Annotated in this window: 18 protein-coding genes; 6 read left to right on the top strand and 12 right to left on the bottom strand. The window is 41.1% G+C overall.

Annotated elements, in window-relative coordinates; all coding sequences use genetic code 11:
* Positions 1 to 55: 55 nt before the first annotated feature.
* Genes MN869_RS08915 through MN869_RS08905 form a run of 3 tightly spaced genes read right to left on the bottom strand, consistent with a single transcriptional unit; the run spans position 56 to position 2,598 of the window.
* The gene (locus tag MN869_RS08915) at positions 56 to 715 is read right to left on the bottom strand and encodes a hypothetical protein (RefSeq protein WP_241286981.1); all 660 of its coding nucleotides are present in this window, start codon (positions 713 to 715) and stop codon (positions 56 to 58) included.
* Positions 716 to 773: 58 nt separating this feature from the next.
* Positions 774 to 1,961 (bottom strand): TIGR03862 family flavoprotein, encoded by a 1,188-nt coding sequence (locus tag MN869_RS08910; RefSeq protein ID WP_241286980.1) that lies wholly within the window; start codon positions 1,959 to 1,961, stop codon positions 774 to 776.
* A complete protein-coding gene (locus MN869_RS08905) occupies positions 1,954 to 2,598 on the bottom strand; it encodes a tRNA (guanine-N(7)-)-methyltransferase (protein ID WP_243307237.1) in 645 nt (214 codons plus the stop codon). The genes MN869_RS08910 and MN869_RS08905 overlap by 8 nt, the downstream gene beginning before the upstream one ends.
* Before the next feature lie 356 nt (positions 2,599 to 2,954).
* Between MN869_RS08905 and MN869_RS08900 the strand changes: the two genes are divergently transcribed.
* Together MN869_RS08900 and MN869_RS08895 are read left to right on the top strand one after the other, a co-directional pair.
* Positions 2,955 to 3,146, top strand: coding sequence for a DNA gyrase inhibitor YacG (locus MN869_RS08900; RefSeq protein ID WP_004802417.1), 192 nt, complete (start codon positions 2,955 to 2,957; stop codon positions 3,144 to 3,146).
* Positions 3,147 to 3,414: 268 nt separating this feature from the next.
* Positions 3,415 to 5,151 carry a hypothetical protein gene (locus MN869_RS08895; protein ID WP_241304840.1) on the top strand — a complete coding sequence of 579 codons (1,737 nt, stop codon included), beginning with the start codon at positions 3,415 to 3,417 and terminating at the stop codon, positions 5,149 to 5,151.
* A gap of 63 nt (positions 5,152 to 5,214) precedes the next feature.
* On the opposite strand, the gene MN869_RS08890 is transcribed toward MN869_RS08895, so the two are convergent.
* The 5 genes from MN869_RS08890 to MN869_RS08870 form a co-directional block, all read right to left on the bottom strand.
* Positions 5,215 to 5,859 (bottom strand): MBL fold metallo-hydrolase, encoded by a 645-nt coding sequence (locus tag MN869_RS08890; RefSeq protein ID WP_005200394.1) that lies wholly within the window; start codon positions 5,857 to 5,859, stop codon positions 5,215 to 5,217.
* A gap of 29 nt (positions 5,860 to 5,888) precedes the next feature.
* On the bottom strand, positions 5,889 to 6,905 hold the full coding sequence (hemH, locus tag MN869_RS08885) for a ferrochelatase (RefSeq protein WP_241272417.1): 1,017 nt from the start codon (positions 6,903 to 6,905) through the stop codon (positions 5,889 to 5,891).
* Between the two features lie 70 nt (positions 6,906 to 6,975).
* On the bottom strand, positions 6,976 to 8,004 hold the full coding sequence (locus MN869_RS08880; protein WP_004802409.1) for a DUF4062 domain-containing protein: 1,029 nt from the start codon (positions 8,002 to 8,004) through the stop codon (positions 6,976 to 6,978).
* A gap of 95 nt (positions 8,005 to 8,099) precedes the next feature.
* A complete protein-coding gene (murI, locus tag MN869_RS08875; RefSeq protein ID WP_033133223.1) occupies positions 8,100 to 8,987 on the bottom strand; it encodes a glutamate racemase in 888 nt (295 codons plus the stop codon).
* 43 nt (positions 8,988 to 9,030) lie between these two features.
* Positions 9,031 to 9,654 (bottom strand): DUF1285 domain-containing protein, encoded by a 624-nt coding sequence (locus tag MN869_RS08870; RefSeq protein WP_033133222.1) that lies wholly within the window; start codon positions 9,652 to 9,654, stop codon positions 9,031 to 9,033.
* A gap of 186 nt (positions 9,655 to 9,840) precedes the next feature.
* Here MN869_RS08870 and MN869_RS08865 point away from each other — a divergent pair, with 186 nt between their 5' ends.
* Entirely contained in the window at positions 9,841 to 11,553 is a 1,713-nt protein-coding gene (locus MN869_RS08865; RefSeq protein ID WP_241304839.1) for an electron transfer flavoprotein-ubiquinone oxidoreductase, read from the top strand.
* 70 nt (positions 11,554 to 11,623) lie between these two features.
* On the opposite strand, the gene tusA is transcribed toward MN869_RS08865, so the two are convergent.
* Positions 11,624 to 11,881: a sulfurtransferase TusA gene (gene tusA / locus MN869_RS08860; protein ID WP_004802398.1), complete on the bottom strand. Its 258-nt coding sequence runs from the start codon at positions 11,879 to 11,881 to the stop codon at positions 11,624 to 11,626.
* A gap of 175 nt (positions 11,882 to 12,056) precedes the next feature.
* Here tusA and MN869_RS08855 point away from each other — a divergent pair, with 175 nt between their 5' ends.
* Together MN869_RS08855 and lnt are read left to right on the top strand one after the other, a co-directional pair.
* The gene (locus MN869_RS08855) at positions 12,057 to 12,896 is read left to right on the top strand and encodes a CBS domain-containing protein (protein WP_004802396.1); all 840 of its coding nucleotides are present in this window, start codon (positions 12,057 to 12,059) and stop codon (positions 12,894 to 12,896) included.
* The gene (gene lnt / locus MN869_RS08850; protein WP_241304838.1) at positions 12,893 to 14,452 is read left to right on the top strand and encodes an apolipoprotein N-acyltransferase; all 1,560 of its coding nucleotides are present in this window, start codon (positions 12,893 to 12,895) and stop codon (positions 14,450 to 14,452) included. The genes MN869_RS08855 and lnt overlap by 4 nt, the downstream gene beginning before the upstream one ends.
* A 1-nt stretch (position 14,453) precedes the next feature.
* On the opposite strand, the gene MN869_RS08845 is transcribed toward lnt, so the two are convergent.
* Positions 14,454 to 14,792: a tRNA-binding protein gene (locus MN869_RS08845; protein ID WP_032812754.1), complete on the bottom strand. Its 339-nt coding sequence runs from the start codon at positions 14,790 to 14,792 to the stop codon at positions 14,454 to 14,456.
* 245 nt (positions 14,793 to 15,037) lie between these two features.
* Here MN869_RS08845 and MN869_RS08840 point away from each other — a divergent pair, with 245 nt between their 5' ends.
* Positions 15,038 to 15,301 carry a DUF2798 domain-containing protein gene (locus MN869_RS08840; protein WP_241304837.1) on the top strand — a complete coding sequence of 88 codons (264 nt, stop codon included), beginning with the start codon at positions 15,038 to 15,040 and terminating at the stop codon, positions 15,299 to 15,301.
* Between the two features lie 57 nt (positions 15,302 to 15,358).
* Here the strand turns inward: MN869_RS08840 and MN869_RS08835 are convergent, their stop codons facing one another.
* Both MN869_RS08835 and gspG read right to left on the bottom strand, forming a co-directional pair.
* Entirely contained in the window at positions 15,359 to 15,703 is a 345-nt protein-coding gene (locus MN869_RS08835) for a hypothetical protein (protein ID WP_241286971.1), read from the bottom strand.
* A gap of 262 nt (positions 15,704 to 15,965) precedes the next feature.
* Positions 15,966 to 16,490 carry a type II secretion system major pseudopilin GspG gene (gene gspG, locus MN869_RS08830; RefSeq protein WP_081400826.1) on the bottom strand — a complete coding sequence of 175 codons (525 nt, stop codon included), beginning with the start codon at positions 16,488 to 16,490 and terminating at the stop codon, positions 15,966 to 15,968.
* Between the last annotated feature and the right edge of the window lies 1 nt (position 16,491).

Below are 16,491 nucleotides of genomic sequence, written 5' to 3'. Positions count from 1 at the left end.
AATCTGCTCAAGAAATATGACCAGATTTAAGAGGAATCACAAAGCCTTTTTCAACTCAACTGATCAAGGCAGTAAATGCGCCAATGATCATCACGTAGAGCAGGATTGGTAAGCCTAAAAACCAAAGTTTTGCGCATCCATTGGTCTTAAACACTTGTGTAGCCCCACGGTAACTCACCCAACAGGACAAGAATAAAAATGGAACGGGAATAAAGCCTAAAAATGTAGATTGATTATAGGCTTCCAAATAATTTGGATATAAAAACGTTTGGATCACCGTTGTAATCACAATCGGCAATACAAAGACCAAGGATTGCAATACATACACGTGTCGGGCAAGTTGTGGATCAGCCTCTTTTGCGCCTGAAAACTGTAATCTTTTTTTATACCACCAGCCTTGTACTAACCACGCAATCGCTGCTGAAATAACTCCTATACCCAACACCCATAACCAGTAACTCAACCAGGATGCAGTAATCCAGTCGATCAATGGCCTAATGCCTCTTGTTTCTGCACTTAATAATTTTTGATCGACTCGATCCATGACCGCAACGATACCAATCAGATAAGCAGCAAAAAGGATACTTTGATGATGATAGTTTTTAGATTGTGAAAAGAATTTTTTCGGTTGGAAAAACAAGCGAAATAAGTTGTTCAGTTGAAATGGTTTGATGATCTCATTGTTTTGTGTTTCCAAAGTCGGCTCAATATTCATATACCCTCTTCATCAATTGATTTAGATTATTTTTATTTAAGTATTTTAGCTTATTTTATCATTTGATAAATATATTAACCCCTTCTGCTGCCGCTCTTCCAGTTGCGAAACAAGCTGTCAATAAATAGCCACCTGTCGGTGCATCCCAATCTAGCATTTCACCACAACAAAACACATATGGATTAGATTGCAATTGCAATTGTGGGGATACAGCAGTTTGCTTCACACCACCGGCACAGCTTATAGCCTCTTCGATTGGACGGAAGCCATCCAAAGGAATACTCAACTGCTTAATTTGCTGAGCCATTTGCTTGGCATCTGACCATAAGCTTTTTTCGACAATTTCTCGGAGTAGATTAATTTTGACAGTGTCCAAACCTGCTTTACGCCAGAGATTGGTCAAAGACTGCTTTTTATTGCCCTGTAATTTCTTTTCTAATTGATCAATGCTGACATCAGGTAGTAGGTCCAGATGTAATTGTAAACGCCGTTTTTGGGCAAGCTGTGCTCTGAGATCACGACCCAGTTTATAAATCACGCCACTCTCAAAGCCGTAATGAGTAATGATGATATCGCCATGGGTTTGCTGTTCGGATTGTACCCATGCATTAACACGCTTCAACGGCTGACCGAAGCACGCCTGCATGAACGGCGACCATGTTTTCAGCACACCAGCATTACTGGCTTGGAAAGGCTCAATTTCATTTTTTGAGAGCCATTGCTGCCATGCACCATCACTGCCTAACTGCGACCATGATACTGCCCCACAGGCCAAAATAATCGCATCATAAGTTGCACTAAAACGTTGAGTTTGATTCTCAATGGTGAGTTGATTATTGGATAAATCCACACAACGATGACGATAGTGGAACTTCACCCCATCGGCCATTAAGCGTTTTAACCATGCACGAAGTAAGGGGGCAGCTTTCATTTCAATCGGGAAAATTCGACCAGAGCTACCGATATAAGATTCAATACCAAGTCCTTGCATCCAGTTCTGAATCCACTGCGCATCCCATTGCTTCACCCAAGGCCCCAACCATGCCGCATGGTCATAGCGCTGTATAAACCTATCGACAGGCTCAGCATGTGAAATGTTTAAACCTGTTTTACCCGCCATTAAAAACTTACGTGCTGCGGAAGGTTTCTGTTCAAACACGTCAATTTCATAATCATATTGGCTTAGAACTTCAGCAGCCATCAATCCTGCTGGGCCTGCACCAATAATTGCAACACGCTTAGGCATCAGCTTGCTCTTGAGCATTTTGACCTTGTAACGGTTCAAAATCATCAAAGCGGGTTGCATAGCCTTCTGGTTTTCGAATGATCAACTGTTGGCACAACTCACTACGCTCTAAGTATTTGATTTCAAAATGTGTTCGGGCAGAATCTGCTGCAATTTTTTGCTTTTCATGCGGCAGCTTCCACAATTCAATCAATTGCTGTTCTGCTTCATCAATATATTCAGGAATATTACTCGCCAAAGTAATTGTGCCATTCGGCTGAAGACGAGAGAGTAGAAACTCAAAGAATGGCATATTCAGCCAACGCTGCGCTGGATTATGCGGTTCTGGATTCGGATAGAGAATGAAAAATTGTTCGACTTGTGCAGGGAATAAAGCATGCACCACCCAAGGAAGTGCATCGGCATGAATCGGATTTAAATGTTCACGTGGTTCTAATTGGTGCTGTTTCTGCATTGCCACAAATTTTTCTTTGGTTCGCTCAATTGCGTACAACGTGGTGTGCGGATTTTGCCCAGTAAACAATAAGGCATGTTTACCTTTTCCTGCCCCAATTTCAACGCAGATTGGCGTATTGGGAATGGCTATAAAATCACGAGGGGCTTGCATACGTTGTGCTTGAAATTGACGAATCGACATAATCTCATCAAACTATCTAGAAATCGGCATAAGTCTAACAACTCACCTTACTTTTGCCTAATCTATTTAGGGTTTGTTAACATTTCACAAATGCTTGCGACAGAGAGCATTTTTTAGCTGATGCAAGGCATGACTTATGAAGTTTAGCTATTCTAAATGAATAAGTCATAACACAGTAGCAGCAAAAAATGCTCCTGTCCCATAGGGTTATGGCTAAAACCTCCCTAAACTTCGTTATGAAACTTGACAAGGGAATCGCCATTGTCTACGTTTCATGCCTTGTTTATGTCGTTTGAGCTAATAACGCAATGCATGGTTGAAATGTCAACAAACCCTCTTTGTTTTAGGAATTTTCTATGCCACGTACATTCCCCTGCCCGCGTTGCGGTGAAGCCAGCACTTGGGAAGGTAATCAATTTCGTCCTTTCTGTTCGGAACGCTGCAAATTGATTGATCTCGGTGCTTGGGCCAGTGATGAATACAAACTCCCGACTCAGGATGCGCCACAAGCAGATCAAAAACGCAATGAAGATGATTATGAAGATTAATCATCTTCATTCTTTCAACCATTAGAAAGTTTTTCCCCAATCCAGATTGATGCATTTTAATAAAAATTTACACATTTTAGATATGTGAATTACATCACAGTAATTTACTTTTTTTTGACCTTGTGCAAATCTTAACTCAAACATTGTAATGAATAAAAATAGCAAATAACTCACGACAACTTATATCTCATACTGGTCCAACCTTAATCAAAATTTTATAGGGATCAGTTTGTTTAATAAAAATATTTAGACTTACTAGGATGTAATAATGAATCAATCTATTCCTTATCAGCTCAGGGTTTTAGTCACTCAAATTGATCCAAATCTAGATGCCAATTGGCAGCTCAGTTTACAAACACTTTTTTCCACCTGCACTGCTGAAGACCATGAAAATATCTGTCAGCAGATTTTGCAACTCAAAAAGATTCACTGGAATCGAAAAGAGCACAGTTTTTGTTATCTTGCCAAGCATGACATCCATCTATTGGCAGAAAAAATTCAAGATGCGCCCATGAAAGTGTTAGTCAAAAGCATTGCCAATTCTTTGGAAAAATTAAAACAATACCAAGATATCTATGCCATCTCCGACTATTTAGAGAATATGCTCGGTCAGATTAACCGCATCAATACAGAAGATGACTTTGATCTACAAGAACAGAAAAAACAGGTGTTAAAAGAATTCATCTATGCCTCTGCACATATCATTTTGCAGAAAGAAGTCATTCAATTACCCGCCAATCAAAGACATATCAATACAGATGTCATCAAAACCTTTATTACTGAAGTATTTTTGAAACAACAGCTACTCAAATATTCCTTTAATATTATTCGTTCTCATCAGTTACGCGAAGAAAAGCCACATATTCTTAAATATTTTTTATATCAACAGCAAAAAACAAAACAGCTTGATATTGTTAAAACGTCTCAATATATCTTTGCACTCGCACCGAGCAAAGAAGGTATCGCAAATACTTTTTCAATTCGACGCTTTTTGCAGGAAGAAAAATTTGAAGCTTGTGAAAATATTTACTTCAATGCTGCTTTTTTAGCTTTAGACCAAATCGAAGATGAATCACAGCATCAGCAATTCCGATGGCAAATGGATCACATCATTACGATTGATAAACAAGTCAATCACTATGTCTCTGATATTGTTCGTCATATCGAGCTTTATGCCAATAAAACCCTGATTCCCTTTTTGATGGAACCACTCAATCCCCACGGCGTCTTTATTGAGAAGCTAGTTGAACAAAGACTGATTGATTTTGAACAGAAACTCTGTCTCAATATTCTTGAACCGATCGCAGATGCTTTAAAACATGCAGTGCATCATAGTGATGAATGTCATTATCTTTACATTAGCGTCAAACAAACCTTGGATGATCTGATTAGCCATTTTATTGCCTTTCAATCACAACCTTCAATTATCTTAAATAAACAGGTCAATCTATTTATCGCGCGACTTAAATCCTACGCCACATTATTGCAAAAACGCCATAGCGATGTATTTACCGTGTTTTCTTATGATGACTGGAAAAAGCACCATACAGCAGCATTAGAGCCGACCAATATTCTCAAAGACTTAAGCATTAGTTGTTTGCAAGAATATAAAGATGCATTTTCAGAGTTAAAAGAGAATCAGCGTCAACTGAAACAAAGTGTGTCTTTTCTCAATAAGCTACTAAATAAACCACAGAAAATAAAAGATAATATTATTAAGTTAAAAGAGAAAACCTCACAGATCAAAAGACATGCCCATCAAGAAATTATTCGCATTCAACGGCGCTTTCCATCACTGATCGTGTATTTAGAATTTGAATCACTGATTTCAATCAATCATAAAGAACGGCATTATGCCTTCCCGACAGGAGACAATGGTATTACCCGTCTACCAATTTTGATTCAGATCCCAGAAGATAAAGCATCTTTTGATCTACAAAGTATTTGTAATAGTTTGAATTTTGATTTGAACTTAGCCAATCAAAAATGGCTAGAAAGCATTTAGTCAGCAATAAAACAGGCTTAACCTGTGTATAAACACTAATTTATACACAGGCTCAATACCCAATTAACCCGCTTTGCTTGCCACAAAAGGATTGAATTGCTTTTCATAACCGATGGTGCTCATCGGACCATGACCTGAGATAAATTGCGTTTCATCTGGCAAGCTAAAGCATTCGCGTTGAATCGAATCTAGTAGCTGTTGGTGGTTGCCTTTTGGGAAGTCAGTCCGTCCAATCGAACCTTTAAACAGTACGTCACCCGTCCACAATAAGCCATGCTTGGCGTTATAGAACATGACATGGCCTGGGGTATGCCCTGGGGCAAAACGAACCTCAAACTCGTCCTCACCCAGCTTTAATACTTCACCACCTTCGAGCCACTGATCAACTTTTACAGGCTGTGGGATTGGAAAACCATAACGTGCCGAAACTTCCTGAATCATGTCTAACCAGAACTGGTCTTCTTTATGCGGACCAATCACAGGGATCTTCCAAGCTTCAGCCAACTCACCGACTGCACCTGCATGATCCAAATGCCCATGGGTCAACCATAGTGCTTTCACTTTTAAGCCCAAAGTTTCTACTTCTTTTTTAAGTACCGCAGCATCACCACCCGCATCAATCAAAATCGCTTCTTTGCTTTCACTGTCCCATAAGATTGAACAGTTTTGGGCAAATGCAGTAACAGGGACAATTTTGACTTGCAACATAGAAACCTCTGGCGAAATAAAGCGTCGATTCAACGATGGGCTAAGGTATGAGTGAGTGCATCAAGATTAGCCTGAACCAGACTGGCAAGCAAATCTATATGCGCCTGATCCGCATTCAAGGCAGGAATATAGGCATATGCCCCACCACCCGCATGCTGGAAAATTTCTTTATTCTGCATTGCCAACTCTTCCAGCGTTTCCAGACAATCGGCTGAAAATGCAGGACTAATCACCTGTACGGACTGAACTTTTTGCTCGCCCCATTGTTGCAATAGTTGGTCGGTATACGGTTTGACCCACTCTTGCTTACCAAATCTTGACTGGAAGCTAATCGCCCATTCATGCTCTTGCAGATGTAAAGCCTCCGCAACGAGACGCGCAGTCATTCGACAACGATCAGCATAAGGATCACCTTTATCGGCATAAGGCTGAGGAATACCGTGGAACGACATGAGTAATTTTTCAGGTTTTCCATGCTGCAATTGATAATTTAATACGCTATCTACCAATGCCTGTATAAACAGAGGATGCTGATAATAATCCTTAATCAAGGTAATGCCTGGCAAATGACGTTGCTGGGGAATCCATTTGGCAAAGGCATCGTATAAAGGTGCAGTTGAGGTCGCAGAATATTGTGGGAACAGGGGTAGTAAAATGACATGCTCTTGTGGCGTTTGCGCCAGTTGATCAAGTACATCATGAATACTGGGTTGACCATAGGTCATTGCAGGGACAACGCTAAGCTCAAACTGATGATTTTCTTCTTGTAGACGCTGCTTAATCAGCAGTGTTTGTTCCAATACAATTTCACGCATTGGCGAGTCATTTGACCAAACCGAAGCATAAGCTTCAGCCACACGTTTTGGACGAAAGGTCAGGACAAATAAGTGCAGGATGATCCACCAAAGCAACTTGGGAATTTCAATCACACGCGTATCTGACAAAAATTGCTTTAGAAAGCGTCTTACTGCTGGCACAGTGGCTGCATCTGGTGTACCAAGATTGGCCAGAATCACAGTCACTTTTGGTTTTTGTGTTGCTAACATAGACCGCATCCGCTTTTCATTGAGTTCATTCAATTACTTTAGCAGTTTTAAGGCTTTTTTCTAAATTGGATTAATGCATGGTCTTAAATTGAAAAACCCGATTACTGTCCAAAACATTACTTTCCAATAATTTCTGCCCTTTTGCTGTCAGTTGCCACAGCATACGCTGACGATCATCACGTCCTGTCGGCATGATCCATTCATTTTGACGCATCTGCAATTTAATTTCATGCAACGCCCGAATATTGACTTGAGCACGAGAAACCGCATGTGCTCTTGGCATCTCTTTGCGTGCATCCTCCAAACCCGTTTCATTTAGATATTCATTCATGCGTTTAGAAAAATATTCTTCAGGTGTTGGAATGACAAAAGCCGAGCCCAAAACATTCAGTAATTGTGCCCACGTCATTTTACGATGCGGTTTAACTTCTTTGAAATTACCATCTTGATAAGCATGCATGCGGTACTCAAAAGAATACAGTTCATGCATCGAAACTTTAGCAACATTGGTCAATGGATCTGTTTCACGATTACCGAGCTCTGTTTCCAGCTGTTTGACTTTGGCTCGCAATGCATCAATTTCATCACGTAGTACCTGTGTGTTTTGCGGACGCACCCAACCCACGACAGGATAACGCTCTAACATCTGCGGCATACTTGAACGCACTGCCAACTCTAAATCTCTTAATGTGCGATAACAAAAGACTTGGTCAACTTCATGTTGAAGCTGCTTTCTAAACTCTTTAAATTTTTCTTTTAACTCAGATTTATGATCATGCAATTTTGTATCACGCGATTCCGGATCTTCATGCATAAATACGATGACGGGCTTCTGTTTGGTCATCGCATAAATATATTCCAGATGCATATAGCCCACACCTGAAACCGACTGCTCGCCATATTGGCTACCCAAGAGAATCACCACATAATCACAATCATCAATTTGACGACGGGCAATCGAGGTACTTAAAGGCGTACGTTGCTCTAAACCCCAAGACAGGAATCCCATTCCCACAAGAGTTTGTGCCAAAACCGCTCGCTCCGGTTGCATTTCATTGCCAGAGGTAGAAATAAAGACTTGATAACGAGTATCTTGCATAGGCGAAGCCCCAATTCATTTATCAATAATATCAAGTATGCATCTTGATTTTTATTAACAGCTAACCCCAATAAAATATATAAAACTGGCTCAATTTAGATATGAGAAACACCTAGATCGTCCAAATTTCTAACTTTCCATGTTAATTGTTCTGGTATAAGGTGCTGAAGGACTGATTGCAGTGCGACAGCATTGTTACCACTGACATAACATTCAATACGTGTAATATTATGACGCAATTTGTCACATAATAACCCATTTTTAATTAAAATATAGGTTGTTTGTCGTGCAACTGCTTGTCCAGAATCAATTAATTTTAATTTTTCTGCAAAAATCTGATGAATCGCTTGTTTTAGAAATGGATAGTGCGTGCATCCCAACACTAAATAATCAGCCCCCTGCTCAACCACAGGTTGAAGTATCTGTTGCAAGACATTTAAACACGCCTGACTCATCTCCTGACCCGCTTCTACAAACGGCACCAAGTCTAAATTCGTCACTGTTAAAACATTAACCCCAGCAGGCTCCGCAAATTTAGCGATGACATCTTTAATCAACTGACCGCGAAAGGTTGCAGGTGTCGCCAGTACTGCTACAACTTTTGACTGGGTTTGGATCACTGCGGGTTTCAATGCAGGCACTAAACCAACAATTGGAAATCGTTCACCATAATGGTCACGTAAATAATCCAAACTAAATGCCGAAGCTGTATTACATGCGACTACCGCAATTTTGCAGCCTTGACGATACAGCCATTCAATCGCTTGAGCGGTGAGCTGGCGGATTTCCTGATCGCTACGTGCCCCATACGGGACATGTGCCGTATCTGCATAGTAGATAATCCGCTCATTGGGTAAATGTCGGGCAATCTCCTGCGCAACCGACAATCCACCTACCCCTGAATCAAAGACACCAATAGGCGCATCTGATGACGCATGTGGCATAGGATTGAGTAAAAGAGGCATCGATTGAACAGCTGTCATACACACTTAGGCATTGGTTTATTCGCTCTTTTAAGCTTAAACCTCAGGTGCTCAAATGCAAGACCAAATCACCACTTTTTAGTGTTAAAACCGTCTCGCCCTGCGCATTTTCAGACAAACTGCCGTAGTTCACGAGATGATAAAAACTCTGACGTTGAATCAAGGCATTCATACCAAAGCGAACATGTACATAGGGCCTTAACTCACCGTCATATTCACGCATAAAAATGGGATGTTGCTCATCAACAATCACCACATCCTGATTGATCGTCGTCAGCTGCAAATAGGTTTTACCTTCGATTTCCACCTGATCTGCCTGATTAACGAGCAAAGGCTCATCTTCGACTTCAATTTCAATCTGTTCAACTGGGGTTTTAAGATAGAATTTGCCATCTTCTTTCCACAAGACTTTGCTAAACAGGTCGAGTAGCGCTTGTCGTTTGACCAATTGACCTTCGTGCCACCATTCGCCATTGGCTTTTATGCGTAGATCCATTTTGCCGCAATGCTTTGGATGCCACTGCTCCAATGGAGGAATTGACCTTTTGTGACTTTGCTGTACATCTTTTATGTATTGTGCAATGTCGATTAAGTTTTTATCATCAGAAAACATGATTTTTCCCTGATTTTCTAAAGGGTTTTGTGGAGAATCATTTTCATTTATCATAGTTTATGCCTTGATGACGAGAAAATATGACCGCTCAGCCAATTGGCGAGACCAAGGTTTAAAACTATACTAGCCCAAACGTTTGCGAGCACATACTATCATTTGTGTTCGGCAATTCAGAACACTCATGGCAGCACCGAATCGCAATATTACGGTTGCCACCCTTAAAAATATGAGGAGTCCTACATGGAACACATCGAACGTGAAGCGATGGAGTTTGACGTAGTGATCGTTGGCGCAGGACCTTCGGGTTTATCTGCTGCGATTAAAATTCGTCAATTAGCGATTGAAAACAACCTACCTGATCTTTCTGTATGTGTTGTTGAAAAAGGCTCTGAAGTAGGTGCGCATATCCTTTCTGGTGCTGTACTTGAACCACGTGCCATGAACGAATTATTTCCGAACTGGAAAGAAGAAGGTGCGCCACTGAATGTCCCTGTAACAGGCGACGAAACATATTTCTTATTGTCTGATAGCAAAGCACAAAAAATGCCGCATTGGATGGTGCCTAAATCAATGCACAACGATGGAAACTATGTGGTTTCTCTTGGTAACGTTGTTCGCTGGTTAGGTCAAAAAGCCGAAGAACTTGAAGTTTCAATCTTCCCAGGCTTTGCTGCCGCTGAAGTGCTTTACCATGAAGATGGTACGGTAAAAGGCATCCAAACAGGTGATATGGGGATTGGCAAAAATGGTGAGCCAACCCATAACTTCACACCTGGCTATGAACTGCATGCCAAATACACATTATTTGCTGAAGGCTGCCGCGGCCACCTTGGTAAGCGCCTGATTGCCAAATACAATTTAGATAAAGATGCTGATCCGCAACATTACGGTATCGGCATTAAAGAACTTTGGGAAATTGATCCTGCAAAACACAAACCAGGTTTAGTGATGCATGGCGCTGGTTGGCCTTTGTCTGAAACAGGTTCTACTGGTGGTTGGTGGTTATATCACGCAGAAAACAATCAAGTTACCATGGGCATGATCGTAGATTTATCTTATGAAAATCCACACATGTACCCATTCATGGAAATGCAACGTTGGAAAACACACCCAACCATCAAGCAATTCCTTGAAGGCGGCAAACGTATTTCATACGGCGCACGTGCTGTGGTGAAAGGCGGCTTCAATGCATTGCCTAAACTCACTTTCCCGGGCGGTTGCTTAATTGGTGATGATGCTGGTTTCTTGAACTTCGCAAAAATCAAAGGCTCTCACACAGCAATGAAATCAGGTATGTTGTGTGGTGAAGCAGTCTTTGAAGCGATTGCGGCGGGTGTTGCCAAAGGTGGTGATCTTGCGATTGCACGCGTACTCGAAGGCGACGACCATTTCGACAAAGAGTTGACCGCTTATACTGACAAATATAACAATTCTTGGTTAAAAGAAGAGTTATATCGTTCACGCAACTTTGGTCCAGCGATGCACAAGTTTGGTCAATGGGTGGGTGGTGCATTTAACTTTATCGATCAAAACATCTTTAAAGTGCCATTCACTTTGCATGATCTTAAACAAGACTTTGCCGTGCTTAAAACAGTGGATGCTTCTACGTTTAAGCCAAACTATCCAAAACCAGATGGCAAGTTAACTTTTGACCGTTTATCTTCTGTATTCGTATCCAATACCGTACATGAAGAAAACCAGCCTGCTCATTTGAAGTTAACTGATCCTTCAATTCCAGTGAACGTGAACTTACCGAAATGGGATGAGCCAGCTCAACGCTACTGCCCTGCAGGTGTTTACGAAATCATGGAAAATGATGACGGTTCTAAACGCTTCCAGATCAACGCAGCCAACTGTGTCCACTGTAAGACTTGTGATATCAAAGATCCATCACAAAACATTACGTGGGTAACCCCTGAAGGCGGCGGTGGTCCAAACTATCCGAATATGTAATTCAAAATAAAAAATCCGAGTTTAGACTCGGATTTTTTTATGCTTTTGTTTTATTTGGCTGAAATGACAGTTAACCCTTCTGCACCAAATAACGATATTCCGTATTGCTATTTTCATCTTGGCTTTCTTCTTTTAACACCAACTCGTGTCCGAGATGCATACAAAACTTTGGAATATCCCATGATGTAGACGGATCTGTGGCCAATACTTCAACAATATCGCCCGACTTGGCTTTGCGAATGGCTTGATGCAACATCATCACAGGTTCAGGGCAACGTAAACCTCGCGTATTGATTTGAACAGCAGGAAGTTTTGGTTGTTCAGACATCATAAAACTCAAATATTCGAAGATTCACATTTTAGCATAAACCGCTCATATAAAAATCATCAACAGTGTTTTGAAAAACTGTACGTTTTTTACATAGTATTATTGATGCATATCCGCTTTATCTTCGGTATGATGAAAATCATCTAATTGATATAGAGAGTCTTTAGGAAAGATCATGGTCGAGGAATCCAGTCCATCGTGGGGTATGCGTGGCTTAAGAAAATGGTTAGGTACCGCACCTGAAACCCGCGATGAATTACTCAAGTTAGTTCAAGACTCACGTCGCTTTTTAGAGCCAGATACTGTTGCTATGCTTGAGGGTGTTCTCGATCTGCCAGCAACCAAGATTCGAGAAGTCATGACGCCGCGTACAGCGATTATCAGCTTGCAGGAAGATGATCAATTACTTGATATTCTGCATGTGTTGATTGATTCTGCACATTCACGCTTTCCAGTATTCTCTGCGGATCAAACGGATAATGTCGTTGGTATCTTATTAGCAAAAGATCTATTGCCCTTCTTAACCGAGCGCAATGTCAAAGTCGATATTCGTTCATTGATGCGTCAGCCTGTATTTGTACCTGAAAGTGCACGTTCAGACCAAGTGTTGCGCATGTTGAAAAATACCCAAACCCATATTGCGATTGTTATCGATGAATATGGCTCGACTTCTGGTTTGGTTACCCTCGAAGATATTCTCGAAGAGATTGTCGGTGAAATTGAAGATGAGCACGATATTGCAGATGAAGAAGCACTGTATATCGTCCCAGACAATGACCCGACCACAGCCAATACTTGGATTGTGCAGGCACTTACACCAATCGAACACTTCAACACTATTTTAGATGCAGATTTTTCTGACGATGAAGTTGAAACTATGGGCGGTTTACTGCTGCAAGAGATTGGTTTAGTGAGCGATTTACAAGGTCAAACCATTGAGCTTGGCGATTGGCAATTTACCATTATTGAAGCAGATGCACGCACTATCCATCTGATTCGAGCTGTCCGTCAATGAGAACCTATTTTGAGAAGCTGTTAAATCCATCTCAAACACACACTCAGCTTCCTTTTATTTTCCCCCTATTGATTGCACTGATTTCAGGTGCAATCTTTAGTTTGGCTTTAGCCCCTTATTACTTTTGGTGGCTTGCGATTCTGTCGCCTGCACTATTGTATGCGGTATTACGTCAACGTAGTCCACGCCAAGCTTTTGCGCTCGGTTGGGCCTATGGTTTTGGTTTATGGTTTGTCGGCGCGTTCTGGCTGTATACCTCAATCCATACCTATGGCGATACCAATGCCTTTCTAAGCATTTTGATGATTGTCTTTATGGCAGCCGCAATGGGCTTATTTACCGCATTTCAAACCTGGTTGTATCGTCGCTTTTTCCCAGAAACACCGCTGACTTTCGCGCCACTCTGGGTGTTGTTTGAGTGGGCCAAAACTTGGGTATTCACAGGTTTCCCATGGTTATTTGCAGGTTATGCCTTTACTGAACGCTTACTCGATGGCTATGCACCTTTATTCGGGGTCTATGCCGTTTCATTTGTCGTGATTGTATTGGCCTGTGCCTTGGTTGAGATTTTAAACCGTCGTTGGTTCTGGGCCATTCCTTCTGCACTTCTCGTATTAGGTGCTTGGGGCGCTGGTTTTATTCAATTTGTGCAGCCTAAAGCAGCAAAGCCGCTGAGTGTTTCACTGATTCAAGGGAATATTCCGCAAGATCTGAAATGGCTTACTGAATATCAGATTAAAACTTTAGAAATCTATGCCACTCTGACGCGCGCAGAATGGGGCCGTGATCTCATCGTTTGGCCTGAATCATCAATTCCAATGTTCCAGACCGATATTCAAGAGTTCTTAGATGCAATGTCGGCACAAGCCAAGAAAACCGATAGCGCTTGGGTCACAGGTATTCCCTATTGGGATCTAGCCAAATCGCAGCAAGTGGGTGAGCCGTTATATTACAACAGTATTATGGCATCGGGTAGCGACTCCTTTGGCTTGTATAAGAAACAACGTTTAGTACCGTTTGGCGAATATATTCCATTGTCAGGCATGCTGAAATGGGTACTGCCTGCGATGCAGAACGATGTCAGCATGAGTGGTTTTTCACGCGGTGAAGCCAATCAAAAACCGCTGACTGTAAAAGGTCATGCACTGGCAGCCGCCATTTGCTATGAAGTAGCCTATCCAAACCTGACCCGTCGTAATGCCGCTAATAGTGACTTCTTAATCACCGTGTCAAATGATGCATGGTTCACGGGGACGGCGGGACCTTGGCAACATCTACAAATGGTACAGATGCGTGCCAAAGAAAATGGTCGTTGGTTTATTCGTGCCACCAATACAGGTGTGACCGCATTTATCGATCAGCATGGTCATATTGTTAAACAGGCGCCAATGGATCAAGAAGCCGTGTTACGTGGCGAATTACCTGCCATGCAAGGGCAAACACTCTACAATCGTTTAAGTGATTACCCAATCTTGATTTTCTCATTGCTTTTATTAATCGTAGGCTGGATCTATCGTCCACGTAAAGTTGATATTAGCTTCAAATCACGTCGATAAATTACAGTAACTTTGTGCCCAGAGGAACATCAAACTCTGGGACACAAAGCGCGACATCCCCGTCTGCATTATGAAAACCTGTCACCAGACATTCGGACTGAATCGGTCCAATCTGCTTTTTCGGGAAATTCACCACAGCAACCACCAATTTTCCAATCAAACTCTCAGGCTGATACAGCTTGGTAATTTGTGCACTGGATTTTCTGATCCCCAGCTCTTCACCAAAATCCACCTGCAAAATATAAGCGGGTTTTCGCGCTTGTTGAAACACTTCCGCTTGAATGATTCTACCCACACGTAATTCAACCTTGGTAAAGTCATTCCATTCGATCTGTTGCATGCTTTTTCCTTTTCTCTCTTTTTAAGCCCAGTTGCAGCATAGCGAATCTATCCGACTCAATAAATACGCTTATTTTTATTTTCAATTGAGCAACTTCATGCTAAATTAATTTTGCTGATCATAAAGCCGTAAACGTTTACGTTAATCAACGTGCCAACATATCTCCAACAAGGCTTGGAGCTATTTGATCAAGATATTTTTATCTTTGATCAGGCACTGGCGTTTGTTGGTTTACGGAGTAAAAAATGCAGAGTTCAAAATCTTCTTCTTTTAATTTTCAAAAAATTCCTAATCGTTACGCATCCATTGTTTTACCCTTCTTCTTGTCCATTATTATGACTTTTATTGTGTCTTGTATTAGTACGCTCAGAAGTATGGGTTTTGAGCAGTTCTCTTTTGCAACGTGGATGTCGGCATGGGGAATTTCTTGGCTGATCGCATTTCCTGTGCTGCTCTTGGTGCTACCTATCGTGCGTAAAATGACAATGCTCTTGGTGCGACCAATTTAACTTTAGACCATAAAAAAACGTAGATCTTTGGTCTACGTTTTTTTGAATATCTTCGGCTTAGAAATTAATCGATAATTGCACCGATAAATACGCCACGAGACTCGATAAAAACAGCATCGGAATATATCGATAGGCTTTAAATACAAGCTGTTCATATTTAGAAATCAGCTCATGGTTATCCCAGACACTGGTTTTTAAGGCACTTAAAAAACACAATACAAACCATGCACTCAACATACTCAGTGCAAAAAAGCCGATCATGATTTGACTACTTCCTTCTGAAGCTTGCCACAATGTTAAAGCAGCTTCACTAAAAGGCAATAAACTTAAAATGAGCAATACAGATTTAAGCATTGCCCAATGAAACTGATTCAGTTCATCCAACATAAAGAATGCTTTCATCTGATTTCTCCACATCTTTTTTCAATGGCTTTAATTTATTATGCAAAGCTTTGATCTAAAGAAATAGTCTATTTTTCTGCATAATTTCTTTTTCTTGTAACTATCAAATATGGGAATAATTCTTATTATAACTCTCACATATTTAATATTTTATTCATTTTATATTTTTCAAATAGTTATGTTATTTTATTGAATTAAGAAACATTATCACTTCACTCTCTATTTATTTAATACAAAAGTGAAGTGATATTTTATTCAAGCATTATGGCTGATAATAAATATCCGCATCATTGCCTTCGCCACCTTCTTTACCATCCGCGCCAAACGAATATAAATCAAATGCACGACCTTCACGACCTGGGATCACATACTGTAAATCATTCTCCCAACTGTCTTTTGGATAGCCACCTTTGACATAACCACCCGGTAACCAGTTCTTTGCAGAAGCAGGTTGATTCACCAACGCATCTAGACCACCATCTTGCATCGATGGGTAACGACCATTGTCCAACTTATATTGATCTAAAGCACCCGCAACACCTTTTAAGGTAATACTGGTGGTATCCACTTTGGCCTTTTCACCACGACCCATCACGTTCGGAACGATCAGTGCAGCCAAAACACCAAGAATTACAATAACAACCATCACTTCAATGAGTGTAAATCCTGAGACCCGATTAAACCGAGCAGCGCTCGGTCGGGTCGTAAGACGAGAAGCTATGCTTCGAGTGGCAGGATTCAAGCTTTGTTCAACATTGTGCTTATTCATTGAATTATTCATATTCATC

This window comes from Acinetobacter sp. NIPH1876 (genome assembly GCF_022808535.1).
In the GTDB taxonomy this organism is placed as follows: domain Bacteria; phylum Pseudomonadota; class Gammaproteobacteria; order Pseudomonadales; family Moraxellaceae; genus Acinetobacter; species Acinetobacter higginsii.
This window is presented reverse-complemented; position numbering and strand designations above follow the sequence as displayed.

Coding starts and splice junctions, on each gene's coding strand:
- MN869_RS08915 (WP_241286981.1), bottom strand. CDS start 715: ATGAATATTGAGCCGACTTTGGAAACACAAAACAATGAGATCATCAAA.
- MN869_RS08910 (WP_241286980.1), bottom strand. CDS start 1,961: ATGCCTAAGCGTGTTGCAATTATTGGTGCAGGCCCAGCAGGATTGATG.
- MN869_RS08905 (WP_243307237.1), bottom strand. CDS start 2,598: ATGTCGATTCGTCAATTTCAAGCACAACGTATGCAAGCCCCTCGTGAT.
- MN869_RS08900 (WP_004802417.1), top strand. CDS start 2,955: ATGCCACGTACATTCCCCTGCCCGCGTTGCGGTGAAGCCAGCACTTGG.
- MN869_RS08895 (WP_241304840.1), top strand. CDS start 3,415: ATGAATCAATCTATTCCTTATCAGCTCAGGGTTTTAGTCACTCAAATT.
- MN869_RS08890 (WP_005200394.1), bottom strand. CDS start 5,859: ATGTTGCAAGTCAAAATTGTCCCTGTTACTGCATTTGCCCAAAACTGT.
- hemH (WP_241272417.1), bottom strand. CDS start 6,905: ATGTTAGCAACACAAAAACCAAAAGTGACTGTGATTCTGGCCAATCTT.
- MN869_RS08880 (WP_004802409.1), bottom strand. CDS start 8,004: ATGCAAGATACTCGTTATCAAGTCTTTATTTCTACCTCTGGCAATGAA.
- murI (WP_033133223.1), bottom strand. CDS start 8,987: ATGACAGCTGTTCAATCGATGCCTCTTTTACTCAATCCTATGCCACAT.
- MN869_RS08870 (WP_033133222.1), bottom strand. CDS start 9,654: ATGATAAATGAAAATGATTCTCCACAAAACCCTTTAGAAAATCAGGGA.
- MN869_RS08865 (WP_241304839.1), top strand. CDS start 9,841: ATGGAACACATCGAACGTGAAGCGATGGAGTTTGACGTAGTGATCGTT.
- tusA (WP_004802398.1), bottom strand. CDS start 11,881: ATGTCTGAACAACCAAAACTTCCTGCTGTTCAAATCAATACGCGAGGT.
- MN869_RS08855 (WP_004802396.1), top strand. CDS start 12,057: ATGGTCGAGGAATCCAGTCCATCGTGGGGTATGCGTGGCTTAAGAAAA.
- lnt (WP_241304838.1), top strand. CDS start 12,893: ATGAGAACCTATTTTGAGAAGCTGTTAAATCCATCTCAAACACACACT.
- MN869_RS08845 (WP_032812754.1), bottom strand. CDS start 14,792: ATGCAACAGATCGAATGGAATGACTTTACCAAGGTTGAATTACGTGTG.
- MN869_RS08840 (WP_241304837.1), top strand. CDS start 15,038: ATGCAGAGTTCAAAATCTTCTTCTTTTAATTTTCAAAAAATTCCTAAT.
- MN869_RS08835 (WP_241286971.1), bottom strand. CDS start 15,703: ATGAAAGCATTCTTTATGTTGGATGAACTGAATCAGTTTCATTGGGCA.
- gspG (WP_081400826.1), bottom strand. CDS start 16,490: ATGAATATGAATAATTCAATGAATAAGCACAATGTTGAACAAAGCTTG.